This window comes from Streptomyces sp. NPDC020192, assembly GCF_044388685.1.
Lineage (GTDB): Bacteria > Actinomycetota > Actinomycetes > Streptomycetales > Streptomycetaceae > Streptomyces.
This window is the reverse complement of sequence record NZ_JBIRXG010000024.1, coordinates 100,710-126,458: the sequence shown is the minus strand read 5'-3', so window position 1 is coordinate 126,458 and position 25,749 is coordinate 100,710. Positions and strand designations below refer to the sequence as shown.

The 25,749-nt window shown below is 71.9% G+C and carries 22 protein-coding genes; 14 read left to right on the top strand and 8 right to left on the bottom strand.

All coding sequences use genetic code 11. The features are described from left to right. On the top strand, window positions 1–2,016 hold a 2,016-nt coding region (locus ACH47Z_RS35715; protein WP_399081296.1), incomplete at its 5' end, for an ATP-binding protein. A 5-nt stretch (window positions 2,017–2,021) separates the two neighbouring features. On the opposite strand, the gene ACH47Z_RS35710 is transcribed toward ACH47Z_RS35715, so the two are convergent. Beyond that, window positions 2,022–2,588, bottom strand: coding sequence for a universal stress protein (locus ACH47Z_RS35710; protein WP_399081294.1), 567 nt, complete (start codon window positions 2,586–2,588; stop codon window positions 2,022–2,024). A gap of 317 nt (window positions 2,589–2,905) precedes the next feature. On the opposite strand from ACH47Z_RS35710, the gene ACH47Z_RS35705 reads away from it, so the two are divergent. After that, window positions 2,906–3,232 (top strand): SAV_915 family protein, encoded by a 327-nt coding sequence (locus tag ACH47Z_RS35705; protein WP_225095458.1) that lies wholly within the window; start codon window positions 2,906–2,908, stop codon window positions 3,230–3,232. A gap of 14 nt (window positions 3,233–3,246) precedes the next feature. Continuing rightward, on the top strand, window positions 3,247–4,575 hold the full coding sequence (gene lysA, locus ACH47Z_RS35700) for a diaminopimelate decarboxylase (RefSeq protein ID WP_399081292.1): 1,329 nt from the start codon (window positions 3,247–3,249) through the stop codon (window positions 4,573–4,575). Window positions 4,576–5,432: 857 nt separating this feature from the next. On the opposite strand, the gene ACH47Z_RS35695 is transcribed toward lysA, so the two are convergent. Further along, window positions 5,433–6,122, bottom strand: coding sequence for a DUF4097 family beta strand repeat-containing protein (locus ACH47Z_RS35695; RefSeq protein ID WP_399081290.1), 690 nt, complete (start codon window positions 6,120–6,122; stop codon window positions 5,433–5,435). Window positions 6,123–6,343: 221 nt separating this feature from the next. Here ACH47Z_RS35695 and ACH47Z_RS35690 point away from each other — a divergent pair, with 221 nt between their 5' ends. Beyond that, window positions 6,344–7,078: a helix-turn-helix domain-containing protein gene (locus ACH47Z_RS35690; protein WP_399081288.1), complete on the top strand. Its 735-nt coding sequence runs from the start codon at window positions 6,344–6,346 to the stop codon at window positions 7,076–7,078. A 60-nt stretch (window positions 7,079–7,138) separates the two neighbouring features. Here the strand turns inward: ACH47Z_RS35690 and meaB are convergent, their stop codons facing one another. The 4 genes from meaB to ACH47Z_RS35670 form a co-directional block, all read right to left on the bottom strand. Continuing rightward, the gene (gene meaB / locus ACH47Z_RS35685; protein ID WP_399081286.1) at window positions 7,139–8,143 is read right to left on the bottom strand and encodes a methylmalonyl Co-A mutase-associated GTPase MeaB; all 1,005 of its coding nucleotides are present in this window, start codon (window positions 8,141–8,143) and stop codon (window positions 7,139–7,141) included. Between the two features lie 14 nt (window positions 8,144–8,157). Beyond that, window positions 8,158–10,332 carry a methylmalonyl-CoA mutase gene (gene scpA / locus ACH47Z_RS35680; protein WP_399081284.1) on the bottom strand — a complete coding sequence of 725 codons (2,175 nt, stop codon included), beginning with the start codon at window positions 10,330–10,332 and terminating at the stop codon, window positions 8,158–8,160. Continuing rightward, window positions 10,332–12,131: a methylmalonyl-CoA mutase family protein gene (locus ACH47Z_RS35675; RefSeq protein WP_399081282.1), complete on the bottom strand. Its 1,800-nt coding sequence runs from the start codon at window positions 12,129–12,131 to the stop codon at window positions 10,332–10,334. Before ACH47Z_RS35675 ends, scpA begins: the two co-directional genes overlap by 1 nt. 106 nt (window positions 12,132–12,237) lie before the next feature. Continuing rightward, window positions 12,238–12,741 (bottom strand): MarR family winged helix-turn-helix transcriptional regulator, encoded by a 504-nt coding sequence (locus ACH47Z_RS35670; RefSeq protein ID WP_399081281.1) that lies wholly within the window; start codon window positions 12,739–12,741, stop codon window positions 12,238–12,240. A 135-nt stretch (window positions 12,742–12,876) separates the two neighbouring features. Between ACH47Z_RS35670 and ACH47Z_RS35665 the strand changes: the two genes are divergently transcribed. Then, window positions 12,877–13,392 (top strand): YceI family protein, encoded by a 516-nt coding sequence (locus ACH47Z_RS35665; protein ID WP_399081279.1) that lies wholly within the window; start codon window positions 12,877–12,879, stop codon window positions 13,390–13,392. A 33-nt stretch (window positions 13,393–13,425) separates the two neighbouring features. Here the strand turns inward: ACH47Z_RS35665 and ACH47Z_RS35660 are convergent, their stop codons facing one another. Continuing rightward, complete coding sequence (locus ACH47Z_RS35660; RefSeq protein ID WP_399081277.1) at window positions 13,426–15,189, bottom strand: hypothetical protein; 1,764 nt, start codon at window positions 15,187–15,189, stop codon at window positions 13,426–13,428. 225 nt (window positions 15,190–15,414) lie between these two features. Here ACH47Z_RS35660 and ACH47Z_RS35655 point away from each other — a divergent pair, with 225 nt between their 5' ends. The 4 genes from ACH47Z_RS35655 (at window position 15,415) to ACH47Z_RS35640 (ending at window position 18,173) form a co-directional block, all read left to right on the top strand. Next, the gene (locus tag ACH47Z_RS35655) at window positions 15,415–15,804 is read left to right on the top strand and encodes a cell division protein SepF (RefSeq protein ID WP_399081275.1); all 390 of its coding nucleotides are present in this window, start codon (window positions 15,415–15,417) and stop codon (window positions 15,802–15,804) included. 93 nt (window positions 15,805–15,897) lie between these two features. Continuing rightward, complete coding sequence (locus tag ACH47Z_RS35650; RefSeq protein WP_399081273.1) at window positions 15,898–17,166, top strand: AAA family ATPase; 1,269 nt, start codon at window positions 15,898–15,900, stop codon at window positions 17,164–17,166. Next, window positions 17,150–17,518 carry a nucleotide pyrophosphohydrolase gene (locus ACH47Z_RS35645; protein WP_399081271.1) on the top strand — a complete coding sequence of 123 codons (369 nt, stop codon included), beginning with the start codon at window positions 17,150–17,152 and terminating at the stop codon, window positions 17,516–17,518. Before ACH47Z_RS35650 ends, ACH47Z_RS35645 begins: the two co-directional genes overlap by 17 nt. Before the next feature lie 166 nt (window positions 17,519–17,684). Next, a complete protein-coding gene (locus ACH47Z_RS35640; RefSeq protein ID WP_399081269.1) occupies window positions 17,685–18,173 on the top strand; it encodes a DUF6099 family protein in 489 nt (162 codons plus the stop codon). 63 nt (window positions 18,174–18,236) lie between these two features. On the opposite strand, the gene ACH47Z_RS35635 is transcribed toward ACH47Z_RS35640, so the two are convergent. Continuing rightward, window positions 18,237–18,383, bottom strand: coding sequence for a hypothetical protein (locus tag ACH47Z_RS35635; RefSeq protein ID WP_361187078.1), 147 nt, complete (start codon window positions 18,381–18,383; stop codon window positions 18,237–18,239). A gap of 237 nt (window positions 18,384–18,620) precedes the next feature. Between ACH47Z_RS35635 and ACH47Z_RS35630 the strand changes: the two genes are divergently transcribed. The 5 genes from ACH47Z_RS35630 (at window position 18,621) to ACH47Z_RS35610 (ending at window position 25,746) form a co-directional block, all read left to right on the top strand. Beyond that, window positions 18,621–19,544: an LLM class F420-dependent oxidoreductase gene (locus tag ACH47Z_RS35630; RefSeq protein WP_399081267.1), complete on the top strand. Its 924-nt coding sequence runs from the start codon at window positions 18,621–18,623 to the stop codon at window positions 19,542–19,544. 74 nt (window positions 19,545–19,618) lie between these two features. After that, window positions 19,619–20,557: a CbrC family protein gene (locus ACH47Z_RS35625; RefSeq protein WP_399081265.1), complete on the top strand. Its 939-nt coding sequence runs from the start codon at window positions 19,619–19,621 to the stop codon at window positions 20,555–20,557. A gap of 99 nt (window positions 20,558–20,656) precedes the next feature. Then, complete coding sequence (locus ACH47Z_RS35620; RefSeq protein WP_399081263.1) at window positions 20,657–21,592, top strand: hypothetical protein; 936 nt, start codon at window positions 20,657–20,659, stop codon at window positions 21,590–21,592. Window positions 21,593–21,676: 84 nt separating this feature from the next. Then, window positions 21,677–23,155: a 3' terminal RNA ribose 2'-O-methyltransferase Hen1 gene (locus ACH47Z_RS35615; protein ID WP_399081261.1), complete on the top strand. Its 1,479-nt coding sequence runs from the start codon at window positions 21,677–21,679 to the stop codon at window positions 23,153–23,155. Then, window positions 23,152–25,746: a polynucleotide kinase-phosphatase gene (locus tag ACH47Z_RS35610; RefSeq protein ID WP_399081259.1), complete on the top strand. Its 2,595-nt coding sequence runs from the start codon at window positions 23,152–23,154 to the stop codon at window positions 25,744–25,746. Before ACH47Z_RS35615 ends, ACH47Z_RS35610 begins: the two co-directional genes overlap by 4 nt. Window positions 25,747–25,749 lie beyond the last annotated feature (3 nt).

Genomic DNA, 25,749 nt, shown 5'->3' with positions numbered 1-25,749 from the left:
ATCTACCAGCCGGACAAGGTCGACGCGGCCCTGTCCAACTACTTCCGGCCCGGCAACCTCACCGCCCTGCGCGAGCTGGCGCTGCTGTGGGTGGCGGACCGGGTCGACGCGTACCTGAACGCCTACCGCAGCGAGCACCGGGTCTCCAGGATCTGGGGCTCCCGTGAGCGGATCGTGGTCGGTCTGACCGGCGGTCCCGAGGGACGCACGCTGATCCGGCGCGCCGCGCGGCTCGCGGAGAAGGGCGCCGGCGGCGAGGTGCTCGCCGTCTACATCTCCCGCAGCGACGGCCTCACCGCGGTCTCCCCGAAGGAACTGGCCGTACAGCGCACGCTGGTCGAGGACCTGGGCGGCACCTTCCACCACGTGGTCGGCGACGACATACCGGCCGCCCTGCTCGACTTCGCCCGCGGCGTCAACGCCACCCAGATCGTCCTGGGCGTCTCGCGCCGCCGCAGTTGGCAGTACGTCCTCGGGCCCGGGGTCGGCGCCACGGTGGCCGTGGAGTCCGGTCCGGACCTCGACGTGCACCTCATCACGCACGACGAGGCGGGCAAGGGCCGTGGACTGCCGGTGGCGCGCGGAGCCCGCCTCGGACGCTCCCGGGTCATCTGGGGCTGGGCCGTGGGAGTGCTCGGCCCAGCCGTGCTCACCTGGCTCCTCACCAGCGCCGTACCGGACGTCGGCCTCGCCAACGACATGCTGCTGTTCCTGACGCTGACGGTGGCAGCGGCCCTGCTGGGCGGCCTCTTCCCCGCGTTGGCCTCCGCGGTGGTCGGCTCCCTGCTGCTCAACTGGTACTTCACCCCGCCCGTCCACACCCTGACCATCGCCGACCCGAAGAACATCGTCGCCATCGCGATCTTCGTCGGGGTCGCCGTGTCCGTGGCCTCGGTGGTGGACCTCGCCGCCCGCCGCACCCATCAAGCCGCCCGGCTGCGCGCCGAGTCGGAGATCCTCTCCTTCCTCGCGGGCAACGTCCTGCGCGGTGAAACCACCCTGGAGGCGCTGCTGGAACGGGTGCGGGAAACCTTCGGCATGGAGTCGGTGGCCTTGCTCGAACGGATCGGCGAGACGGGACCCTGGACCTGCGCCGGCAGCGTGGGGCCGCAGCCGGCCGAGGTTCCGGAGGACGCGGACGTCGACGTCCCCGTGGGCGACCACATGGCCCTCTCCCTGCGCGGCCGCGTCCTGCCCGCCGCCGACCGCCGCGTGCTGGCCGCCTTCGCCGCGCAGGCCGCCGTCGTCCTGGACCGCCAGCGCCTGCAGCGCGAAGCCGATCGTGCCAAGGAACTGGCCGAGGGCAACCGCATCAGGACCGCGCTGCTCGCCGCCGTCAGCCACGACCTGCGCACCCCGCTCGCAGGTATCAAGGCCGCGGTGACCTCGCTCAGGTCGGACGACGTCGAGTGGTCCGAACAGGACCGGGCGGAGCTGCTGCAGGCCATCGAGGAGGGCGCCGACCGCCTCGACCACCTCGTCGGCAACCTCCTGGACATGTCCCGCCTGCAGACCGGCACGGTCACCCCCATCATCCGCGAGACCGACCTCGACGAGGTCGTGCCCATGGCGCTGGGCGGGGTGCCGGAGGACAGCGTGGACCTGGACATCCCCGAGACCCTGCCCATGGTGTGGGTCGACCGGGGCCTGCTGGAGCGGGCCGTCGCCAACGTCGTCGAGAACGCCGTCAAATACAGTCCGCCGGGGGAGAGGGTGCTGGTGTCCGCGAGCGCCCTGGCCGACCGGGTCGAACTGCGGGTCGTGGACCGCGGGCCCGGTGTTCCGGACGAGGCCAAGAACCGCATCTTCGAGCCCTTCCAGCGGTACGGCGATTCGCCGCGCGGTGTCGGCGTCGGCCTCGGACTCGCGGTCGCCCGCGGCTTCGCCGAGGCCATGGGCGGCACCCTGCACGCCGAGGACACGCCCGGCGGCGGCCTCACCATGGTGCTCGCCGTACCGACGGCCCCGGCACGGCGTCCGGAGCAGCCGGACCTGCCGGCCACCGCTGCCCACTGAGGAGATCAGGCGCCGGGCGGCACGGACTCGAACTCCCGCTGAAGACGCTCCATGTCCAGCGGCAGCCGCAAGGCATTCCTCCGGTGCACGGCTGCCAGCGCTGCCTGCAGCGGCGACGGCGGCACCGCGAGAACGGGGCACGCGGCGCGGGCGAGACAGTAGCGGCTGACCGACGGCCACAGCGCACGGCGCAGTCGGCCACGCCCGCCTGCGCCGACCACGAGGATGTCGCCCTCCCGGCCGGCTGTCCGCACCAGAGCCGGCCCGGGGGCGCCTCGTACGACGAGCGCCTGCCCGGGCACCCCGGTGTCCGTGCTGCCGAACACGTTGCACAGCGCCTTGAGCAACCGCTCCCGCGCCAGCCGGTCCCACTCCTCGACCATGACGGCCGCGGCCGGGAACCTCCGGGCGGCAGGATCCCCGCCGGGCGGCTCCCAGGCCAGCACCGGCCAGAGCTCCGCCCCTCGGCGCCGGGCCTCGTCGGCCGCCCGGCTCATAGCGGTGAGACTGCCCGGCGAACCGCTCACTCCCACCACGAAACGAGCTGCTGAGGACGGACGGGACTCGGACATCGCTTTCACCGTTCTGCACGCGCCGACATCGGCTTCCGGGCCGGCGATTCTTCTCGGAACCGCTTCCATCTCACCTCTGCCCGAGGCTTTCGAACAGTCCGCACGCCCGTTCTTGGCACCCTTCTGACGTCCCTTTCCACGCCCTCTCGCCAGGGCGTCAGCGTCCCGTCAAGGTCGTCCCCATCACCATCAGCATTCCGTCAGGGCACGTCCGGAACCTGGGAACACCGGGCATACCGTCGAGGGCGAGCCCCGGTCCGCCTCCCCGCGTCCGGGGCACCCAGATCCCACGCTCCTTGCCTATCGGGAGGCACCCCATGGCAGAACTCCGCTACGGCGAAGACCCCGAGCCCTCCGATCCGTCCCCGGCCGGACCCCTGTACGTCCCGGTCCGGCCGGGCCCCTCCGGCTGTGCGGCCCGGCTCTTCCGCACCCCGCTCGGCGACCGCACGGCCGTCGGCTTCACCTCCGCACTCCGGCTGACCGCCACGCTCGGACCCGACCAGGCGTGGATCCGTCTCGCCGAGCCCGCACTGCGGGCGCTGGCAGCCCCCCTCGGTGTCACCACCGTCACGGTGGACCCGCAGTTCACCGCCCCGGCTCCCAGGCCGATGCCCGCGCCGGCACCCGCGTTCGCCGCATGAAAGGGGAGGCCACGATGACCACGGTTCACGAACCCATCACTGCCGCCGCCGAGTTGGCAGTATGGCCCGCCTCCACCACCGAGCCCCGCCCGGGCGACCTCGCCGTGGGCGGCGTACCGCTCGCCGAGGCCGCCGACCGCTTCGGCACCCCCGTCTACGTCCTGGACGAGGCCGAGGTCCGCGACCGCTGCCGCACCTACCGGGACGCCTTCCCCGACGCCGAGATCCTGTACGCGGCCAAGGCGTTCCTGTGCCGGGCCATGGCCCACTGGACGGCCGAGGAGGGACTCGGCCTCGACGTCTGCTCCGCCGGTGAACTCGAACTCGCCGTCACCACCGGCTTCCCGGCCGAGCGGATCGTGCTGCACGGCAACGCCAAGTCGCCGCGCGACCTGGACACCGCGCTGCGCCTGGGCGTCGGGCGCGTCGTCATCGACAGCCCCTCTGAGATCGCGAGGCTGGCGGCGGCCGTCGGGCCGGACGGGCACCAGAAGGTGATGGTGCGTGTGGTGCCCGGGATCAGCGCCGGCGGACACGAGAAGATCCGCACCGGCACGGGCGACCAGAAGTTCGGCCTGTCGATCGCGGACGGCTACGCCCAGCACGCCATCACCCGCATCCTCGACCAGCCCCAGCTCGAACTCACCGGCCTGCACTGCCACCTGGGCTCCCAGATCACGAGTGTCAAGCCGTACCTCGTAGCCGTGCGCCGCATGGTCGGCCTGATGGCCCGCCTGCACGAGCAGCACGGACTGGTCCTGCCCGAACTCGACCTCGGCGGTGGCCACGGCATCGCCTACCGCCCCGGTGAGCCGACCCTGGACCTGACGGCGCTGGCCCGCAAGGTCCGCGCGGAGCTCGCCGATGCCTGCACGACGGCCGGGCTGCCCGTTCCCCGGCTGATCATCGAGCCGGGCCGGGCCATCGCGGGCCCCGCCGGGATCGCCGTGTACCGCGTCCTGTCAGTGAAGCACACGGGTGAGCACGTGTTCGTGGCCGTGGACGGCGGCATGAGCGACAACCCGCGCCCGGCCCTGTACGGCGTCCGGTACGCGCCCCGCCTGATCGGCCGGCACAGCACGGCGGACCGCGCCCGGGTCACCGTGGTGGGCCGGCACTGCGAGGCGGGGGACATCCTGGCCGCCGACGCGGAACTCCCAGCCGACGTACGCCCCGGCGACCTGCTCGCCGTCCCCGTGGCCGGCGCGTACCACCTGTCCATGGCCTCCGGTTACAACCTGGTCGGCCGCCCGCCGGTGGTGGCCGTGCGCGACGGATCCGCCCGCCTCCTCGTACGCCGCGAATCCCTGGAGGACATCCGCAGCCGTGACGTGGGCCTGTAGCCCCAGATGACTCCCGGGCGGGTCGGTCTTCCCTCACCATGCCGACCGCCCCGCCTGGGCCATGCAGCGAAGCGCACACCTGCCTCCCGGCACACACTGACCGGAACGCACGACCGGGCCCTGCTGAGGTCCCGATGGTATTCGGCCTGGTACGTCGCGAGCTGCACCCGGGCGGCGGCCTCGCGCGGTACGTCCGGCCTGGCATGGCAGCGACATGAGGATCTCGGCTGTGACTGCCATCGCGATGCCGTTGCGCGGTCATCCAGCCCTGGAAGGCCGTCGAGCGGGTCGGCCGCTCCCTGCTCGTGACGCTCGTCTGACACTCAAAGGGTCCGACCGCTTGCCCGGAGGACCAAAAAATGCCCTCTGACCTGGCGTTTCTTCCTTCCTCGCGACATGTGACATGTTTTCGATGACGCATCACGTGGATCAGGCCGGTGAGCGAGCGAGCAAGGCGGCGGCGTCGGACGCGGTGGTCTTGATGACGAGCACGTGCTGCAGGTTGAAGGTGCCGCGTAGTTGCTCGGAGAGCTCCCCGTCCACCGAGGTGGGGGTGCGTTGGCCGTGACCGCACAGCCGGCGAGCACGCTGACAGCAGCTGGTCGAACGGCTCGGCGCGCTGGGGAGTTCCAGCCGATCGTGCGAGCTGACTCGGCCCGCTCTACCGGCGCGAACGTCCCGTCGTCGTAGTACTCGCCGGTGAAGACTGGTGTGCTGCAGCATCATCCGCACCGTGATCCTCGCGTCCAGCCCGACCGTGCCCTCGGCCACCAGTCGCAGCACCGCGGTCGCGGCGAAGGCTTGGTGTTGCTGCCCATCCGGACGTGCCCGTTCACCGGCGGCTTCGCGGTCTCGTTCTACAGGCTGCGGGCGGTGATGTCGCCGTAGGCGGTCGTCGCGTGGATGGTCAGGCCGGCGGCGCCGTCGGTGTTCCTGAGCGTGTTGCGGATCCGGCCGTAGGCGGTGCCGGCGTCCAGCGAGGCGGAGACTCCGCGGGCGGCGCCGACCGAGATCCCGCCGTGCTCGGTGCGCAGCGTGACCGTGCCGCGCACGGCCTCGGTGATGCGGAGGTCGCCCTGTCGGGTGCTGATCCGTGCGGGGCCGCCCAGCCGGCCGACCGAGACGTCGCCGGCCTGGAGGGTGAGGTGGGCGCTCGCGGTCTCGTCGAGCTCGACCGCGCCCTGCGCGGCCTCGAAGGTGACGTCGCCGAGCCGTCCGACGCCCCGGAGTTCGGCGAGGGCCGCCTTCGCCTCGATCCGGGACCCGGCGGGCAGTTGGACGGTCACCTCGATGGATCCGGACGGGCCGAGGATCCGGTTTCCCGCCGCCGGGGCCTTGATCCGCAGGACGCCGTCGCCGTAGTCGACCGTGATCTGCTCCGCCGCCTTCACGTCGCGGCTCTTGGAGGCGTCCGCGGGCAGGACCTCGACCGTGGTGTCGGCCCGGTCGGCGGCGACGAACCGGATGAGTCCCCCGGGGATGTCGAGGACGGCCGAGACCGGGGCGGGGGTGTCGAACTGCTGCGTCGTGCTCCGGTTCTTCTGCATCGCGCGCTCCTTCGATCCGTTGTTTCTGATGATGGAAACGCTACGTTGCATTCACGTATTGAGCAATGGAGTCGTTGCGTATATCTGCCATCAGTGCAGTTCAATGGCGGGAAATCATTGCAATGGTCTTGCGTACAACGCAACAGCCCCGAGTCTGCTCGTTGCAACCGATGGGGAGTGAACGCTATGGTGGGACACCACGGACCACGAAGGAGACCGCGATGCCGGGAGGCAGACTCACCCAGCAGGAACGCCAGCAGATCGCGCTGGGACTGGCCGACGGCCTGGCCTACGCGGAGATCGCCCGACGCCTGGACCGCCCGACCTCGACCATCACACGTGAGGTGATGCGCAACGGCGGCCCCACCGCCTACCGCGCCGACCTCGCCCACCGCGCCACCGAACGCCGCGCCCACCGCCGCAGAAAGGCCGCGCCCCGGGACTCCGGCACGCCCCCGCAGGCCCACGGACGCGATGCCGAAGCCGTACGCGAGTACGAGGAGGCGTTCACCACCCTCTTCATGCAGCAGGGCCTGCCCAAGATGACGGCCCGGGTGCTGGCCAGCCTCTACACCACCGACGCCGGCAGCCTCACCGCTTCCGAACTCGCCGGGCACCTTCAGGTCAGTCCGGCGTCCGTCTCCAAGGCGGTCACGTTCCTCGACAGCCAGGGCCTCATCCGCCGGGAACGCGACGAACGCCGCCGCGAACGCTACGTCGTCGACGACGACGTCATGTACCAGTCCACGATGGCCAGCGCCCGCGGCACCGCCCACCTCGGCGAGGTCGCCCGGCAGGGCGTGGGCATCCTCGGCCCCGGCACCCCGGCCGCCGCCCGCCTGGAGAACATCGCCCGCTTCATCGACTTCGTCTCCGAGAGCATCGCCCGCGCCGCGGACCAGGCTCGCGAGATCCTCCACACGAAACCCGAAAGGACCTCGGACAGCGTCACCTGAGCGACCTTCAGGTCGCTGGCAGGCAGCCTCGGCGACCGCCGACGGCCCGGCGGCGGTCGCTCAGGCGTCCGCCGAACCCGCCGTACGCCCCTCGAACGCCGCCAGGATCCGTTCCGCGGCCAGCGTCGCCGTCAACTTTCCTTCCCTGACCTGCTGTTCAAGGCCCGGCGCAGCCGCCCGCACCGCCGCAGCCGCGTGCAGGCGGCCCAGGAGTTCGTCGCGGACCATGGACCAGGTCCACTCGACCTGCTGGTCGCGGCGCTTGGCGGCCAGCCGCCCGGTGGAGTCCAGCAACGTCCTGTGCTGTTCCAGGCGCTCCCACACCGTGTCCAGACCGCTCGACTCCCGGGCGCTGCAACTCAACACCGGCGGAGTCCAGAAGGCGTCCTTTCCGTGCATCAGCCGCAGGGCGCCCGCCAGTTCACGGGCGGCTGCCTTCGCATCCCGCTCGTGGGGTCCGTCGGCCTTGTTCACGGCGATGACGTCGGCGAGCTCCAGGACGCCCTTCTTGATGCCCTGGAGCTGGTCGCCGGTGCGGGCCAGCGTCAGCAGGAGGAAGGTGTCGACCATGCTCGCCACGGTCGTCTCCGACTGGCCCACGCCCACCGTCTCCACGAGGATCACGTCGTAGCCCGCCGCCTCCATCACCACCATCGACTCCCGGGTGGCCTTCGCGACCCCGCCCAGCGTGCCCGCGCTGGGGGAGGGGCGGACGAAGGCCGCCGGGTCCACCGACAGGCGCTCCATTCTGGTCTTGTCGCCCAGGATGGAGCCGCCGGTGCGGGTCGAGGACGGGTCCACGGCCAGCACCGCGACCCGGTGGCCCAGTGACGTCAGCATCGTGCCGAACGCGTCGATGAACGTCGACTTGCCGACCCCCGGCACCCCGCTCACGCCGATCCGCCGCGCCCGGCCGCTGTGCGGGAGCAGCTCGGTCAGCAACTGCTGTGCCAGCACCCGGTGTTGGGGGCGTGTGGACTCCACCAGGGTGATGGCGCGGGCCACCAGGGCCCGCCTGCCGTCCAGCACGCCCTTCACATACGTGTCGAGATCGATCGCTGCCACCCCGAGAGCCCCCGCTACAGCTCGTGGCCCAGGTCGGCCGACAGCCGCTTGACCAGGTCGTACGCCGCGTCCGGGATCACCGTCCCGGGCCCGAACACGGCCGCCGCACCCATCTCCAGGAGGGTCGGCACGTCCTGCGGCGGGATCACTCCGCCGACCACGACCGTGATGTCCTCGCGGCCCTCCTCCGCCAGCTTCTCGCGCAGCGCCGGTACGAGGGTGAGGTGACCGGCCGCCAGGGAGGACACCCCGACCACGTGGACGTCCGCCTCCACCGCCTGGCGGGCGACCTCCTCCGGCGTCTGGAACAGCGGGCCGACGTCGACGTCGAAGCCGAGGTCGGCGAAGGCGGTCGCGATCACCTTCTGGCCGCGGTCGTGGCCGTCCTGGCCCATCTTGGCGACCAGGATGCGCGGCCGGCGCCCCTCGGCCTCCTCGAAGGCGTCCACCAGGGCGCGGGTGCGGTCGACGTTCGGGGACTCGCCTGCCTCGTTGCGGTACACGCCGGAGATCGTACGGATCTGGCTCGCGTGCCGGCCGTACACCTTCTCCAGGGCGTCCGAGATCTCGCCGACGGTCGCCTTGGCGCGGGCCGCCCGCACCGCCAGCTCCAGCAGGTTTCCCGCACCGTCCGCGGCCCGGGTCAGGGCGTCGAGCGCGTCCCGGCAGGCGGTCTCGTCCCGTTCCGCCCGCAGCCGGCGCAGCTTCTCGATCTGCTGGGCGCGTACGGCCGAGTTGTCGACCTTGAGGACCTCGATCTGCTCGTCGCTGGCGACCCGGTACTTGTTCACGCCGATCACCGGCTGGCGGCCGGAGTCGATGCGGGCCTGCGTGCGGGCCGCGGCCTCCTCCACGCGGAGCTTCGGGATGCCCGCGTCGATGGCCTGGGCCATGCCGCCCGCCTGCTCGACCTCCTGGATGTGTGCCCAGGCCTTGCGCGCGAGGTCGTAGGTGAGCCGTTCGACGTACGCGCTGCCGCCCCACGGGTCGATGACCCGGGTCGTGCCCGACTCCTGCTGGATGAGCAGCTGGGTGTTGCGGGCGATGCGTGCCGAGAAGTCCGTCGGCAGGGCGAGGGCCTCGTCCAGGGCGTTGGTGTGCAGCGACTGGGTGTGGCCCTGGGTCGCCGCCATCGCCTCCACGGCCGTACGCGTGACGTTGTTGAACACGTCCTGCGCGGTCAGCGACCAGCCCGAGGTCTGCGAATGGGTGCGCAGGGACAGGGACTTGGTGTTCTTCGGGTCGAAATGCGACACCAGCTTGGCCCACAGCAGCCGGGCCGCGCGGAGCTTGGCGATCTCCATGAAGAAGTTCATGCCGATCGCCCAGAAGAACGACAGGCGCGGCGCGAACGCGTCCACGTCCAGGCCCGCTTCACGTCCCGCGCGGATGTACTCCACGCCGTCCGCCAGCGTGTACGCCAGCTCCAGGTCGGCTGTCGCGCCCGCCTCCTGGATGTGGTAGCCGGAGATGGAGATCGAGTTGTAGCGCGGCATCCGCTGCGAGGTGTACGCGAAGATGTCGGAGATGATCCGCATCGACGGCTTCGGCGGATAGATGTAGGTGTTGCGGACCATGAACTCCTTGAGGATGTCGTTCTGGATGGTCCCGGCCAGCTTCTCGGGCGGTACGCCCTGTTCCTCCGCCGCCACGATGTACAGCGCCAGCACCGGCAGCACGGCGCCGTTCATCGTCATCGAGACCGTCATCCGGTCCAGCGGGATGCCGTCGAAGAGCTGGCGCATGTCGAGGATCGAGTCGATGGCCACGCCCGCCATGCCGACGTCGCCGGTCACGCGCGGGTGGTCGCTGTCGTAACCCCGGTGCGTGGGCAGGTCGAAGGCGACCGACAGGCCCTTCTGGCCGGCTGCCAGATTGCGCCGATAGAACGCGTTGGACTCCTCGGCGGTGGAGAAGCCCGCGTACTGGCGGATGGTCCAGGGCTGGTTGACGTACATCGTCGGGTACGGGCCGCGCAGATACGGCGCCATGCCCGGGTAGGTGCCCAGGAAGTCCAGGCCCTCCAGGTCACGGCCGGTGTACAGCGGCTTGACCCCGATGCCCTCCGGGGTCTGCCACAGCGGCTCCGCGCCGCCGGTCGCCCGCTTGACGGCCGCGTGCCACTCCTCGGCACCACCGTCGGCGACGGGGGTCCCCAGCTCGATGCCGGAGAAGTCGGGGATTCCCATCAGGACACTCCCATGCGGTCGAGGGTCGAGGACAGGATGTCTACGGCGTCGCAGCCCGCGAAGACGTACGCGTCGATGCCGGAGTGGTCGCCCCGGCCCGCGAGGAACACCCGCCGGGCACCGGCCGCGCGCAGCGACTCGGCGGTCCGCTCGGCCTGTTCGGCGTACAGCGCGTCGCTGGAGCACAGCACGGCCTCGGTGGCGCCGCTCTCCTCGAAGCTTCCCCCGGTGACCGGCTCGATGCCGCCCGCCTGGAAGAGGTTGGCGGCGAACGTGGCGCGCGCGGTGTACTCGGCGGCCGAGCCGATCGTCGCGAGGAAGATCCGGGGGCGGGCGCCGGTCGCCGCGAGGTGGGCGTCGGAGCGGGCGCGCAGCTCCTCGTACGCCTCGTCCCGGCGTACCCGCGGCAGTCCGCCGGACGGCGGCTCGGGCGCGGGCTCGCGCTCCACGGGCCTCTCCGACAGAAGCGGGAACTCGCTGACGCCGGTGATGGGTTCGCGGCGCTTGGCGAGCCGCTTGGAGCGCTCCGCCCAGGTCGTCGCGAGGTCGGTGCGCAGCCGGCCGGAACGCAGTACGGCCGCCTGGCCGCCGTCGCGCTCGATCGTCCGGAAGAACTCCCAGGCGGCCTGGGCGAGTTCGTCGGTCAGCCGCTCCACGTACCAGGAACCGCCGGCCGGATCGATCACCCGGGCCAGATGCGACTCCTCCACCAGGATGGTCGAGGTGTTGCGCGCGATCCGGCGGGCGAACGCGTCGGGCAGGCCGAGCGCGTGGTCGAACGGCAGCACGGTGACGGAGTCGGCGCCGCCCACCCCGGCGGCCAGCGTCGCGACCGTCGTACGGAGCATGTTCACCCACGGGTCGCGGCGGCTCATCATCACCGGCGAGGTCACCACGTGCTGCACCTGGGCACCGGGCGCGCCGCAGACCTCCGCGACCCGCGCCCACAGCCGGCGCGCGGCGCGCAGCTTGGCGACGGTCAGGAACTGGTCGGCGGTGGCCGCGTACCGGAACTCCAGCTGCCCGGCCGCCTGTTCCACGCTCAGCCCGGCCTCGGTCAGCGCGCGCAGATAGGCCACACCGGTGGCGAGCGAGGCACCCAGCTCCTGCGCGGCCGAGCCGCCCGCCTCGTGGTACGGCAGCGCGTCCACCGTCAGCGCGCGCAGACCCGGGAACTCCGGGGCGCAGCGCGCGGCCAGGGCGGCGTACGGCGCGAGGTCCAGGGCGGTGCCGGTACGGGCCTCGTACCCGAGCGGGTCGCCGCCCAGGTTGCCGCGTACGGCCTTCGGGTCGACGCCCTTCTCCGCGTACAGGCTCAGCAGCGCCTCGGCGGCGGCCTCGGTGTCCCGGCCCGCGTCGAGGACGACCGGCGCCAAGTCCAGGTAGACGCCCTCGAGAGCGCGCGGGAGGTCGGTGACCGGGAAGCCGCCCTCGCCGAGCACCAGCCACAGGGAGGTGCCGCCGTTCTCCAGGTCGGTCAGGACGGCACCCTCGCCGAGCGCCGCGTGCCGCTGCCGTACGTCCCAGCCGCCCGCGGTGGTGCCCTCGGGGCGACTGCCACGCACATACGGGGCGAAGCCGGGCAGACCGGCGTCGGGCGCGGTATCGCGCGCGGTGTAGAGGGGCCGGGTGCGCAGCCCGTCCTCCAGTGTCGTGGACAGGGCGTCCTCAGCTGCCGCGCCCGAGACTTCCTCGCCCGACTTGCGCAGTACGCCCTCGACCAGGCGTTGCCACTGCTCGTGCGTCGCGTCAGGGAACTCGGCGGCCAGTGAGAGCCCGTCGTCAGGCAGGACCGTCATGTTCGGATGCTAGGGCAGGGGGCTCAAGTGAGGGTGATGCGTGGGCTGTGAGGTTTCCCTCCTTGCGCCTGTGACCTGCGCCTCCCGGCCGACGGCCGACGGTCTTTCAGTCCTCTGTGTCCGCTACGTCCGGTACGAGCGCGCACATCGCCGCCCGCTGCTCGGTGCCCATCGAGTCGACGAGGGCCTGCCGCACGGTCCCGGCGAGCAGGGCCGACGTCTCGCGCAGCAGCTCGCGTGCCTTGTCGGTGAGCGCGACCTCCACGCCCCGCTTGTCGCCGCACACGGAACGGCGGCTGACCAGGCCGGCCCGCTGGAGGCAGGCGATCTGGTAGGTGAGCCGGGTCTTGGGGCGGCCGAGGAGGTCGGCGACCTGGGTCATGCGCAGTCCGGTGCGCGGCCGTTCGGCCAGCAGACACAGGATCAGGAACTCGTCGTGGGAGACATCGAGGGTCTCCTTCACGACCGTACGCATCCGCTGCTCCACCGCTCCGGTCGCGGCCAGCAGCACCATCCACGCGCGCAGCTCGTCCGGGAGCAGCCGCTCACCGCTCTCGGCCAAGGGACACGCGGGCTGCTGGTCGGCGGGGTGTGCGTCGGGCGCGGACATGCGTCGAGTGTACCCGTTGTGCAAATTTGGACGACTGGGTTGTTCAAATTTGGATGAGGGGTTAGCGTGTGCCCCTCGAGTAATCCAAATTTGAATCACCAGCTGGAAGCAGCTGGCAGAACCGGGAGTACGACCATGACCGTCGCCGTCGAAACAGGCACCTGGCAGCTCGACCCCGTCGCGTCCACCGTGGCGCTGCGGCACAAGACCATGTGGGGCCTGGTCACCGTGACGGGCACGTTCACCGCGATCAGCGGCGTGGGCGAGGTGCGGCCCGACGGCTCGGCCACCGGCACCGTGACCCTGGACGCCACCTCCCTGGACACCCGGCACGCCAAGCGGGACACCCACCTGCGCTCGGCGGACTTCTTCGACACCGACCGGCACCCGGAGATCACCTTCGCCGTCCGGGGCGCCGACCGCCTGGACACGGACGGCGTACGGGTCACCGGCCAGCTGACGGTACGGGGCATCAGCCGGCCGCAGACCTTCACGGCGCGCCTGGCCTCGGCGGAGGCCGACGGGGTCACCCTGGAGGCCGAGTTCGCCGTGGACCGCGAGCAGTTCGGCATGGGCTGGAACCAGCTCGGCATGATGCGGGGCCTGACCGCGGTGACGGCCACGCTGCGCTTCACCCGTACGCAGGCGTGAGGACGCGTACCGCGCCCGGGGCCGGGCCTGGGGTCAGCGCTTCAGGCCCAGCTCGGCCCGCGGCACGTCCTTGGTGGAGAGCGTCTGCGGGGTCGCCGTGAAGGCGCGCAGCCGGAAGTGCGTGCTCCTCTTGGCGGGCAGCGGATAGCTGCCCTCGGGCGCCCGCAGCACGACGGTCGCCGTGCCGTGCGCGGGGATCGTGGCCGGGCCGCGCGCGAGCGACCAGTACTTGCTCATGCCCTGGCCCGTCGTGAGCATGTAGTGCGGGGTGAGCGGGCTGCTCCCCGTGTTGGTGACCCTCAGGGTCAGCGCGGACAGCGAGTCCGCCTTGTCGTGCCGGGCCTTGGTGATGTCCATCCGCAGCGGCGGCCTGCCGGTCGCCGCCAGGGTCGCGCTCACCAGCGCGGGCAGCACCAGCACCACCACGGCCGCGGCCAGGGTCTGCCTGCGGCGCGGGCCCGTCAGCCACTTCGGCCGCGGCTGCCACGCGCGCGAGAACTCCGACAGGGGCGTGGTGATCGCCGCCGTGAGCCACAGCGGCGTCATCATCAGGTAGTAGCCGTCCTGCGAGCGGGTCGCCAGATAGAAGGCGCACCAGGGCAGCACGGTCGCGGCCGGGCCGAGCCGCCGGACGAACAGCACGAACAGCGCCAGCAGGGCCGCGGCGAGCAGCATGCTCGCGTGGCCGTACCAGTCGAGCCGGTCGCTGCCGTGGGTGAAGTACAGGGAGATGCCCACCAGGCCCTGACCGTGCAGCACCGCGCCCTGGATCAGCGGCAGGGCGATGCCCCGGATCCAGGGGCCGGGCTCGGTCACGATGAAGTACGCGTTGATCACGAGCCAGGTGAGCACCGCGATGCCCGTGATCCGCAGCACGACCCGCGCCGCCTCGCGGCCCCCCAGCTCACCGCGGCGTACGCAGTAGATCCCGGCCAGCAGGAACGGCGTCACGAACCACGGCAGTTGCTGTGCCGCGCACGCGGCCCCGAGGCAGACGGCCCGGGTGATCCCCCAGGCACCCAGCCGGCCCTCGGCGCCGAGCCGGGTCCAGCCCACGACCACGGGCACCAGCAGGACCATGCCGACGATCGCCGGGTAGCCCTGACGGGCGTACATCGGCAGGAAGCCGAACCCCAGGAGGACCATCGTGCCCGCCGAGCGCCACTGCACCGGCAGCAGCCGCCACATCAGGACCGCGCCCACGACCAGCACGACGGTCACCGCCGCCGTCGCCGGGATGCCGCCGTGGCCCACCCACAGGAACGGCAGGGTGAGCAGCGGGGTCAGCGGCGGATAGCCGTACGTGAAGTCGTACCCGCCGTTCACGGTCGGCGTCAGCGCGACGCTCGGGTCGCGGAACAGCCACGGCCAGGGATGGTCGTACACCTGGTGGCCGTTCATGATCTCGCGCGCGGCCTGGGTGCTGAGGACCGCCTCGTCGCCGCCGGCGTGGTTGAGCGCCCAGGTGCACAGGACGAGCACGATCGCCGTCACCAGGACCACCAGGTCCAGGCGGGCCAGCGAGCGCGCCCGGCGTACCGTGAGCGCGAGCACGCCGGTCACCAGGATCGCGGCGTAGCACACCGAGATGACGGCCGCGAGGACCAGCCGGTGCGTGGCCGCCTGGGTCCACACCGTTCGGGTGCCGATGAACAGGCTGACGTCGGCGAGCAGGGTCAGCACGCGATGCCACTGCGCGGGTGCCCCGGGGGCCTCGGCGCGTGGTCCGGGAACGGCGGACACCGCCGACTGCGTCTGCCGGCCGGGTGTCACCTGCGGTGTTTCTGCCAAGTGCACGGCCCGGACGGTAGCGGCGGGACATGAGCGGCACATGGACGCGCATGAAGATTTCGGTGAGGGGGAGGTGACGAGCGGGCGCACATCGCACATGTGCCCCGGATTGCGTCGGTGTGCGGGGCACCGGATCGGTCGCAGACCGTGTCGTTGTTGGGCCGAACGGGTGACTTGGCGTAAGAATTGACCGGTGCAGGCATTGAGTGCGAGTCAGGTCGGGGGGAGCCGGTGAGCCGTTACGACGTCACCGATGAACAGTGGGAAGGGCTCGCCCAGGTCGTGCCGCTGCGGGGCCGGGACGCCTGGCCGTCCGCGGTGAACCACCGCGCGCTTCCGGACGCCGAGACCGAGACCCGGCGCCGCTTCGTGGTCCTCCGCGTCAACGTCTTCGCGGACGCCCGGGAGGTCGCCGAGACGCTGATGGCCGGTGCGCCGGTCCTGCTCGACCTGTCCGGCGCGGAGACCGAGGTCGCCAAGCGCGTCCTCGACTTCAGCACGGGCGTCGTCTTCGGCCTGGGCAGCGGCATGCACCGCGTCGACCGCAACGTGTTCCTCCTCACCCCGCCCGGCACCGAGGTCAGCGGGCTGATGGAGGGGGCGGGGATCTCCGGGGGCTGAGCGTTCCCCGTGAGTCCGGGGCTGTCCCCCGATCGTAGGAAGGTCCACGGGACAAAACGGTTCGCCGGTCGGGCGGAGTTCTACCGTCCGCACATGGCCGTGCCTTCCGTCCCCGCCCAGTCCCGCGAGTCCCTCGACGTGCGGACCACCTCCGCGCAGTCCCGCGAGGCCCCCGGTGTGCGGGCATCCTCCGTTCAGTCCCGCCGTGCTGCCTCCGTGCAGGCCTCCGGGGCCGTCGATGTGCGGGCCCGGATCACCGAGTTGCGCCTGTCGGCGTTTGCCGGGCATCGACGGGTCGGGTTTCCGCTCGGGCCCGTCACGCTGTTGGCGGGGCCCAGCGGTGCGGGGAAGACGACCGCGTTCCTGGCGTTCGAGGCCCTTGCCCGGCTCGGCGGCGGGGCTCCGCTCGCGCGGGCGTTCCCGGATCCGCTCGCCTGTGTGCCGCAGCGGGCGCGGCCCGACGCCGGCGGGCGGCGCGGCTTCCGGATCGGGTGTACGGCCGACGGGGTCGAGGGTCCCGTCCGGCTCGACATCGCCGTACAGGCCGAACCCGACCTCAGGATCGCGGGGGAGCGGCTGAGCGCGGGCGGGGTCGTCCTGCTGCAGACCGCGTTGCGCGACCCGTCCCGGCGGACCGTGCAGGCCGCCTGGCACACCGCGGGCTCCGCCTCGGTGACCCGCGCCCCGCTCCCCGACGACCGCCTCGGCACCGCCCTGCTGCCGCTGCGCGTGGCCGGCAAGACGGACGGGCAGCGGCAGGTGCTCGCGGCGGCCGAGCAGATGCTGGTCGCCCTGCGCTCCGTCTTCCCCTGTGACCCGCACCCCGAGTACATGCGCACCCCCGTCCCCACCGGCTCCGGCCGGCTGCTGCAGGGCTGCGACAACCTCGCCGACGTGCTGTGGCGCACCCGCGCCGAGTGCGCGCGCCGGCACGGCCTGCTGGTCGAGGCGCTGCGCGCGGGCTGCGCCGGGCCGGTGTCCGACCTGATCGCCGAGCCCATGGCCGACGGCACGGTACGGGCGCTGCTCGACCGCGGCGACGGCCACCGCACCGAGCTCGCCCGGCTCGGCGACGGCGAACTGCGCTATCTGGCACTGGCGTTGGTGCTGCTGACCGGTCCCGGCGTACTGGACCTGGACACCCCCGGCGAGGTGCCCGACGCGCTGCGCAGCCTCACCGTCCTCGCCGACGGCTTCGACCGCAGCCTCGATCCGGCCCAGCGAGTGGCCCTGCTGCGGACGGCGGCCCGGATGGGGGAGCGCGGGCACATCCGGTGCCTGGGCGCGGTGAGCGACGGCTCATGGGCCACCGGGACGGACGGGGTCACCGTGGTACACCTGGACCGTGACACGTCCCCCTGACCTCGCCCGACTCCAGCGCAGGCTCGCCGAGTTCGCGGCCGCGCGGAACTGGCAGCCGTACCACACCCCCAAGAACCTCGTCGCAGCCCTCTCGGTGGAGGCCTCCGAACTGGTCGAGATCTTCCAGTGGCTGACCCCGGAGGAGTCGGCCCGGGTGATGGACGACCCCGGCACCGCGCACCGCGTCCAGGACGAGGTCGCCGATGTCCTCGCCTATCTCCTGCAGTTCTGCGAGGCCCTCGGCATCGACCCGCTGACCGCCCTGGACGCCAAGATCGAGCGCAACGAACGGCGTTTTCCGGTCGCCGGGGAGCAGGACGGTCGGGAGCCGGGCCAACTCCCGGAATCCTGAAGTCCGTTATCACCTTCCGTAGTCAAATCGCCTGCCGAATCCGAATTGTTGTCCACAAATTTCCGTTCAGCTCTGGCTTTCCGTCTCACGCACCCTCACTCTGGGTAGTGGATACGGTAGTCCACACGGACGTGCGAGAAAGCATGTGGAGGGACGGGGGCGACGTATGGATGCGATACGGCTCATCCTCACGAGCAGGCGAGCCCTGGCGAACGGCGCGGACGCAGGCGAAATCATGGCGGAGGTCTGGCAGGCCCAGTCCCTGGCCCAGGCGATCGGCAGCCGGCTCGCGGTCTCCGGCCCGCCGGAGCTGCGCGGCGAGGCGCTCGGCCTGACGGAGCTGGCGGGCCGGGGCTGTGGCGTCCTCGACCCGCCCGAACTCGACCCCGGCGATCTGCGCGCCGCTCAGCTCACCGAGCTGGACGACGCCCGCGAGACCCTGCTCTGCCTCGGGGGTCTGCTCGCCGAGGTCGGCATCGCCCTGGTCGGCGTCGCGAGCGCCGCCGCCGACGAGACGACGTACTGGCAGTGCATGGAAGCCATCGACGCGGCCGACGAGTCCCGCGACCGCGTCCTGGAGATGCTGCGCAAACTGGCCGCGCGGGAGGAGGTGTTACGGGAGAACGGGAACGAGAACAGCCCGTCCGGCGTGTGAGGACGGACGAGGGCCGCAAGGCCCGAAGCGGGGGTCTGCGGGCGGCCGCCCCCGGACGGTGCCTCAGCCGAGGCCGGCTTCCTCGGTGCCGCTCTGACCGGCGTGCAGATCCGCCAGCTCCGACAGATCCGCGTTCAGCGCGGCCATCAGCTCTTCCATCTGTTCCAGCAGCCCCTTCGGCTGACCGGCGGAGCCACTCTCTTCGGACACTACGGCCTCCTCGGCCCCCGGCCCGGCAGGGCCGGCGCGTTGACGCGCGACGGCGGCCACCGCCCGGCGCGGGTGCCGGACGGCCCGGCTCCGACGTCCCAACGATCATCACCGGGGCCGGTCACTGGCCCACGCGGCGCCCACGGCGCCCCGCTCCCGAATTTCACCCGACCGGGGACCGCCGCACCTGGCGGTACCGGCGAGGTTGACACGGGCCGCGGCAGGCAGGATGGGTGTATGGACCTTCGAATCTTCACCGAGCCCCAGCAAGGGGCCACCTACGACACCTTGCTCACCGTGGCGAAGGCGACCGAGGACCTCGGCTTCGACGCCTTCTTCCGCTCCGACCACTACCTCCGCATGGGCAGCGTGGACGGCCTGCCCGGCCCCACGGACGCCTGGATCACCCTGGCCGGCCTGGCCCGCGAGACCCGGCGGATCCGCCTCGGCACCCTGATGACGGCCGGCACCTTCCGGCTGCCCGGTGTGCTCGCCATCCAGGTCGCCCAGGTCGACCAGATGTCCGGCGGCCGGGTGGAGCTGGGCCTCGGCGCCGGCTGGTTCGAGGAGGAGCACAAGGCGTACGGCATCCCGTTCCCGAAGGAGAAGTTCGCCCGGCTGGAGGAGCAGCTCGCCATCGTCACCGGGCTGTGGGCCACCGAGGTCGGCAAGACCTTCGACTTCCACGGCACCTACTACGACCTCACCGAGTCGCCCGCGCTGCCCAAGCCCGCCCAGGGCAAGGTCCCGGTGCTCATCGGCGGCCACGGTGCGACCCGTACGCCGCGGCTGGCCGCGAAGTACGCCGACGAGTTCAACATCCCGTTCGCCTCGATCGAGGACAGCGAGCGGCAGTTCGGCCGCGTGCGGGCCGCCGCCGAGGCGGCCGGCCGGGGTGCGGACGAGCTGACGTACTCCAACGCGCTCGTGGTCTGCGTCGGCAGGGACGACCAGGAGGTCGCCCGGCGCGCCGCCGTGATCGGCCGTGAGGTGGACGAGCTGAAGGCCAACGGCCTGGCGGGCTCCCCGGCCGAGGTCGTCGACAAGATCGGCCGGTACGCCGCGATCGGCTCCCGGCGGATCTACCTGCAGGTCCTGGACCTGGACGACCTGGACCACCTGGAGCTGATCTCCGCCCAGGTGCAGTCGCAGCTGTCGTAGGTCTGCCGTGGCCGGGGCTGCCCGGGCTGGTCCCTGGGGAGCCCTGCCGGTACCGGTGTGATGGAGTAGGGGACATGGGATACGGCATCTACGTCCACGCGTTCCGCGACGGCGACGTCGTGCCGATGGATGCCGCGGCCGTCCGCGAGGTGCTGATGCCGTACGCCCCGTACGACGTCCCCGACGGTGAGCCGGTCGAGTGGGTGCGGGCCGCCGACGGCAGTCACGCCGACGTGTATCTGCACCACGGGGTGTCGTTCGACCGGCCGGGTGCCGGCGTGCTCGACATCGTCGCCGAACTGGCCCGCCGCACCGGCGCGGCGATCGTGCTGCTCGGGGATCCGACGGTGATCGTGACCAGCGGGGAGGACGTACGGCACCTGCCGGAGGAGCTGCGGGAACGGGCGGTCGTGGTGCCGCCCGCCGCGCTGACCGGACAGGCGATCGAACAGGTGGTCAACCCGCGGCCGGAGCCCCGGCGCCGGCCGATGCTGCCGCCGTTCCCCTACCACCCGGACCCGGTGGCCACCGGATCGGTCACCGCCGCCGACGAGCCGTGCGCGTGCTGCGGACACGATCAGGGCTGGCTCTACACCGGCCCGGTCCACGGCGAGGACGTACCGGACGGGCGCCTGTGTCCCCACTGCATCGCGTACGGCACCGCGGCCAGGCGGCTCGGCGTGTTCTTCAACGACGTCGAGGCGGGCGGGATGCCGGACGAGGCGGCCCGGCGGATCTGCGAGCGCACCCCCGGCTTCGCCACCTGGCAGGACTGGGGCTGGCCGGAGCATTGTGGCGACGGCGCGGTGTTCCTCGGCCCGGCGGGCGCCCGGGAACTGCGGCCCCACCCGGACGCGCTCGACCATCTGCGCGGGCAGTGCGCCGAGTGGGGCTGGGCGGCCGGTCCCACCGAGGAGTTCCTCGCGGCGCTGGACAAGGAAGGGCAGCCGACCGGCTACCTCTTCCGCTGCCGCGTCTGCGGGACGCATCTCGCGCGGGCCGACTTCACCTGACCCATGAGGCCGGGCGATGGCGGAGCGACTGTGCGGTCCTTGTAGCGGAACTGTGGGCTCCATCACGGCGCCCATGATCCGCGCCTGATGGAATGCCCCGTGCGCAAAGTCCTGCCCCTTGCCCTCACCGCCCTCTTCGCGGTGTCGGCCTGCCACTTCGCCGGAAGCGACGACACCGCCGGCGACGCCCACCGCCTCAACACCAGGGCGGCGTTCCCGCTGCACGAGTACCTCCCGGAATCCGACTCGGCCGACGACAAGGCCGTCAGCAGGGCCCAGTGGATCCTCGCCAAGAAGTGCATGGTCGGGCTCGGTTTCGCCGGCTTCGCGGTGCTCGACACCAGGAACCTGGAGTCGACCGACCCGATCCGGCCGGGCACGCTCGACCTCACCAGCGTCAGTGACGACAGCCCGTACGGGGTGGACGACCCCGACCTGGCGTCCGAGCACGGCTACCACCACCGCAAGACCGCGGACTCCACCCACAGCCAGGAGTGGCCGGTCGACCAGTTCCTCGCCCTCACCGGCGAGTTCCAACCCGGCGACAGCCACCTCGCGCACGCAAACCGCATCCCCGAGGGCGGCTGCCTGGGACAGGCGATGCGGAAGATCTACGGCGCCCCGCCCAAGGCGACGAAGGTCGGCGACATCAGGGTCCGCATGTACAACTCGCTCGCCCTGGCACTCTGGTACGAGTCCCGCAAGGAGGCCCAGAAGGACCCGGCCTGGAAGAAGGCCGACCGGGCCTGGTCGGACTGCATGAAGAAAAAGGGTTTCCACTACGCCGACCCTGACAAGGCGTCGACGGACTTCGCCTGGTACAGGACGGATCACCCCTCCGACAAGGAGAAGAAGACGGCCGCCGCCGACGCGACGTGCAAGCTCGACACCGGGTACATCCCGGCCGCCCACGACCTCGAGGTGCGCAGCCAGAAGACCGCCATCGACAGGAACAAGCGGCAACTGGACGACCTGCGCGCCGCACAGAGGCAGGCCACACAGAACGCGCGCACGATCATCGCCAAGGAGTCGTGACGGACCCCGGCAGGAGGCCGTAGCCGGGGCGGTCTCCGGGAAATCCGGTGGTCACCGGGGTCGGGGCCCGGAAGAATCAGACGGGTGTTCCTGACGATCTCGACGCGCGGCGACGCCGCCCACCCGGCCACCGACCTCGGGTACCTGCTGCACAAGCACCCCGACAAGGCGCAGAAGTTCTCCACGTCCTACGGCACCGCCCATGTCTTCTACCCCGAGGCGGACGACCAACTCTGCACGGCCGCGCTGCTGCTGGAGATCGACACGGTCGCGCTGGTCCGGCGGGGCAAGGGCAAGGGCCGTGGCGGCGCGCCCGACGCGGCGCTCGCGCAGTACGTCAACGACCGCCCCTACGCGGCCTCCTCGCTCCTCGCGGTCGCGCTGAGCGGCGTCTTCTCCAGCGCCGTGCGCGGGGTGTGCGCCGCCCGCCCGGAACTTCCCGGGCAGGCACGGCCGTTGCGCGTGGAGGTGCCCGCGCTGCCCGCACGCGGCGGCCCGGACCTCGTCCACCGGCTCTTCGAGCCCCTCGGCTGGACGGTGTCCGCGGTACCCGTGCCGCTCGACAGCGAGTTCCCCGAGTGGGGCGACTCGCGCTACGTCCGTCTCGTCCTGGAGTCGGAGAAGCTGACCCTCGCCGAGGCGCTGCGTCATCTGTACGTGCTGCTGCCGGTCCTCGACGACGCCAAGCACTACTGGGTCTCCTCCGACGAGGTCGACAAGCTGCTGCGGGCGGGCGAGGGCTGGCTGCCCGGACACCCCGAGCAGCGGCTCATCACCACCCGGTATCTCACCCGCCGCTGGTCGCTGACCCGGCAGGCGACCGAGCGGCTGGAGCTGGTCCGGCTCGCCGAGGCCGACGACAGCGAGGTCGAGGAGATCGACAACGCGGTCGCCGAGGAGACGGAGACCGAGGAGAAGCCGACCCCGCTCGCCGTGCGGCGCCGGGACGCGATCCTCGCCGCGCTGCACGCTCACGGTGCCGCCCGCGTGCTCGATCTCGGCTGCGGAGAGGGCCAGTTGGTGCAGGCGCTGCTGAAGGACGCGCGGTTCACGGAGATCGTCGGCGTCGATGTGTCGGTGCGCGCCCTGACCATCGCCTCCCGGCGGCTGAAGCTGGACCGCATGGGGGAGCGGCAGGCCTCGCGCGTCACGCTCTTCCAGGGCTCGCTCGCCTACACCGACAAGCGCCTCAAGGGCTACGACGCCGCCGTGCTCAGCGAGGTCATCGAGCACCTCGACCTGCCCCGGCTGCCCGCCCTGGAGTACGCGGTGTTCGGCGCGGCCCGTCCGCGCACGGTCCTCGTGACCACCCCGAACGTCGAGTACAACGTCCGCTGGGAGACCCTCCCGGCCGGCCACGTCCGGCACCGCGACCACCGCTTCGAGTGGACCCGGGAGGAGTTCCGGGCGTGGGCGGACGCGGTGGCCGAACGGCACGGCTACGACGTGGAGTTCGTGTCCGTCGGACCGGACGACCCGGAGGTCGGGCCGCCCACCCAGATGGCCGTCTTTGAAATGAACACAGCTGACATGACCACAGAGAAGGAGGCGAAGGCGGCATGACCGAGGCAACCGAGAAGGCGACGGAGCGCAGGGGACGGGTCCTCCCCGTCACCGACCTCTCCCTCGTCGTCCTCGTCGGCGCCTCCGGCTCCGGCAAGTCCACCTTCGCCCGCCGGCACTTCAGGCCCACCGAGGTGATCTCCTCCGACTTCTGCCGCGGCCTCGTCTCCGACGACGAGAACGACCAGAGCGCGACCCGGGACGCCTTCGACGTGCTGCACTACATCGCCGGCAAGCGGCTGGCCGCCGGCCGTCGCACGGTCGTGGACGCCACCAGCGTGCAGCAGGACAGCCGGCGCCAGCTGATCGAGCTGGCGAGGAAGCACGACGTGCTGCCCATCGCCATCGTCCTCGACGTGTCCGAGGAGGTGTGCGCCGAGCGCAACGCGGCCCGTACCGACCGCGCCGACATGCCCCGCCGGGTCATCCAGCGTCACATCCGCGAACTGCGCCGTTCCATAAGGCACTTGGAGCGCGAGGGTTTCCGTAAGGTGCACATCCTGCGCGGTGTCGAGGAGGTCGACGCCGCCACCGTCGTCACCGAGAAGCGCTTCAACGACCTGACGCACCTCACCGGCCCCTTCGACATCATCGGCGACATCCACGGCTGCGCCCTTGAACTGGAGTCGCTGCTGGCCAAGTTGGGCTATGCCGAGGGGGTGCACCCGCAGGGCCGTACCGCCGTCTTCGTCGGCGACCTGGTCGACCGCGGCCCCGACTCCCCGGGCGTGCTGCGCCGCGTGATGTCCATGGTCGGGTCGGGCAACGCGCTGTGCGTGCCCGGTAACCACGAGAACAAGTACGGCCGTTACCTCAAGGGCCGCAACGTCCAGCACACCCACGGACTCGCCGAGACCATCGCCCAGATGGAGGGCGAGAGCGAGGAGTTCAGGGCCGAGGTCCGGACCTTCCTCGACGGCCTGGTCAGCCACTACGTCCTCGACGGCGGCAAGCTGGTCGTCTGCCACGCCGGCCTGCCCGAGAAGTACCACGGCCGCACCTCCGGCCGGGTCCGCTCGCACGCCCTGTACGGCGACACCACCGGCGAGACCGACGAGTTCGGGCTGCCGGTGCGCTACCCGTGGGCTGAGGACTACCGGGGCCGCGCGGCGGTTGTCTACGGTCACACCCCGGTTCCGGAGGCGACCTGGCTCAACAACACCATCTGCCTGGACACCGGCGCCGTCTTCGGCGGCAAGCTGACCGCGCTGCGCTGGCCGGAGCGCGAGCTGGTGGACGTACCGGCCGAGCGGGTCTGGTACGAGCCGACGCGCCCGCTGCGTTCCGCGGCGCCCGGCGGGCACGACGGCCGGCCGCTGGACCTCGGCGACGTGCACGGCCGCCGGGCGGTCGAGACCCGGCACGCGGGCGTGGTGGCGGTCCGCGAGGACAACGCGGCGGCCGCCCTGGAGGTCATGAGCCGGTTCGCGATCGACCCGCGCCTGCTGCCGTACCTCCCGCCGACCATGGCCCCGACAGCGACTTCGATGGTCGAGGGCTACCTGGAGCACCCCGAAGAGGCCTTCGCCCAGTACGCGCGGGACGGTGTCACGCGGGTCGTGTGCGAGGAGAAGCACATGGGCTCGCGGGCCGTGGCCCTGGTGTGCCGGGACGCGGCGGCGGCCGCGCGCCGCTTCGGGGTTGGGAGTACCTCCCGCTCCAGCGAAGCCGAGAGCGGGGGAGGACCCACGGGTTCCCTGTACACCCGTACGGGGCGGCCGTTCTTCGACGACGAGCGGGTGACCGAGGAGATCCTCGGCCGGCTGCGCTCGGCGATCGAGGAGGCCGGACTCTGGGACGAACTGGCCACGGACTGGCTGCTGTTGGACGCCGAGCTGATGCCGTGGTCGCTGAAGGCCTCGGGGCTGCTGCGCGGCCAGTACGCGGCCGTGGGCGCCGCCTCGGGCGCGGTGTTCCCGGGCGCGCTGGCCGCCCTGGAGGCCGCCGCGGCTCGCGGCACCGACCTGGGCGGCCTGCTGGACCGCCAGCGCGAACGCGCCGCCGACGCGGCCGCGTTCACCGACGCCTACCGCCGCTACTGCTGGACCACGGACGGCCTCGACGGCGTACGCCTGGCCCCCTTCCAGCTGCTGGCCGTCCAGGGCCGTAGCCTCGCCGCGCTGCCGCACGACGAGCAACTGGCCCTGATCGACCGGCTGGTGGAGCACGACGGCACCGGGCTGCTGCAGACGACCCGGCGGCTCCACGTCGACACCGGCGACCCGGAGTCGGTCCGCGCGGGCGTCGACTGGTGGCTGGAGATGACCGGCCGCGGCGGCGAGGGCATGGTGGTCAAGCCGGTCGGCGCGCTCGTCCGCGACGGGGACGGCAGGCTGGTGCAGCCCGGCATCAAGTGCCGGGGCCGGGAGTACCTGCGGATCATCTACGGCCCCGAGTACACCCGGCCGGACAACCTGGCTCACCTGCGCAAGCGGTTCCTGAACCACAAGCGGTCCCTCGCCCTGCGCGAGTACGCCCTCGGCCTGGAGGCACTGGACCGGCTCGCCGAGGGGGAGCCGCTGTGGCGGGTGCACGAGGCCGTGTTCGGGGTGCTGGCCCTGGAGTCGGAGCCGGTCGACCCACGGTTGTGAGGC

Bases quoted from the DNA above. Each gene is read 5' to 3' on its own strand.
- ACH47Z_RS35670 (WP_399081281.1), bottom strand. From the start codon at position 12,741: ATGTCCGCGCCCGACGCACACCCCGCCGACCAGCAGCCCGCGTGTCCC.
- ACH47Z_RS35625 (WP_399081265.1), top strand. From the start codon at position 19,619: ATGGGATACGGCATCTACGTCCACGCGTTCCGCGACGGCGACGTCGTG.
- ACH47Z_RS35665 (WP_399081279.1), top strand. From the start codon at position 12,877: ATGACCGTCGCCGTCGAAACAGGCACCTGGCAGCTCGACCCCGTCGCG.
- lysA (WP_399081292.1), top strand. From the start codon at position 3,247: ATGACCACGGTTCACGAACCCATCACTGCCGCCGCCGAGTTGGCAGTA.
- ACH47Z_RS35640 (WP_399081269.1), top strand. From the start codon at position 17,685: ATGGATGCGATACGGCTCATCCTCACGAGCAGGCGAGCCCTGGCGAAC.
- ACH47Z_RS35705 (WP_225095458.1), top strand. From the start codon at position 2,906: ATGGCAGAACTCCGCTACGGCGAAGACCCCGAGCCCTCCGATCCGTCC.
- ACH47Z_RS35710 (WP_399081294.1), bottom strand. From the start codon at position 2,588: ATGTCCGAGTCCCGTCCGTCCTCAGCAGCTCGTTTCGTGGTGGGAGTG.
- ACH47Z_RS35610 (WP_399081259.1), top strand. From the start codon at position 23,152: ATGACCGAGGCAACCGAGAAGGCGACGGAGCGCAGGGGACGGGTCCTC.
- scpA (WP_399081284.1), bottom strand. From the start codon at position 10,332: ATGGGAATCCCCGACTTCTCCGGCATCGAGCTGGGGACCCCCGTCGCC.
- ACH47Z_RS35650 (WP_399081273.1), top strand. From the start codon at position 15,898: ATGGCCGTGCCTTCCGTCCCCGCCCAGTCCCGCGAGTCCCTCGACGTG.
- ACH47Z_RS35695 (WP_399081290.1), bottom strand. From the start codon at position 6,122: ATGCAGAAGAACCGGAGCACGACGCAGCAGTTCGACACCCCCGCCCCG.
- ACH47Z_RS35675 (WP_399081282.1), bottom strand. From the start codon at position 12,131: ATGACGGTCCTGCCTGACGACGGGCTCTCACTGGCCGCCGAGTTCCCT.
- ACH47Z_RS35630 (WP_399081267.1), top strand. From the start codon at position 18,621: ATGGACCTTCGAATCTTCACCGAGCCCCAGCAAGGGGCCACCTACGAC.
- ACH47Z_RS35690 (WP_399081288.1), top strand. From the start codon at position 6,344: ATGCCGGGAGGCAGACTCACCCAGCAGGAACGCCAGCAGATCGCGCTG.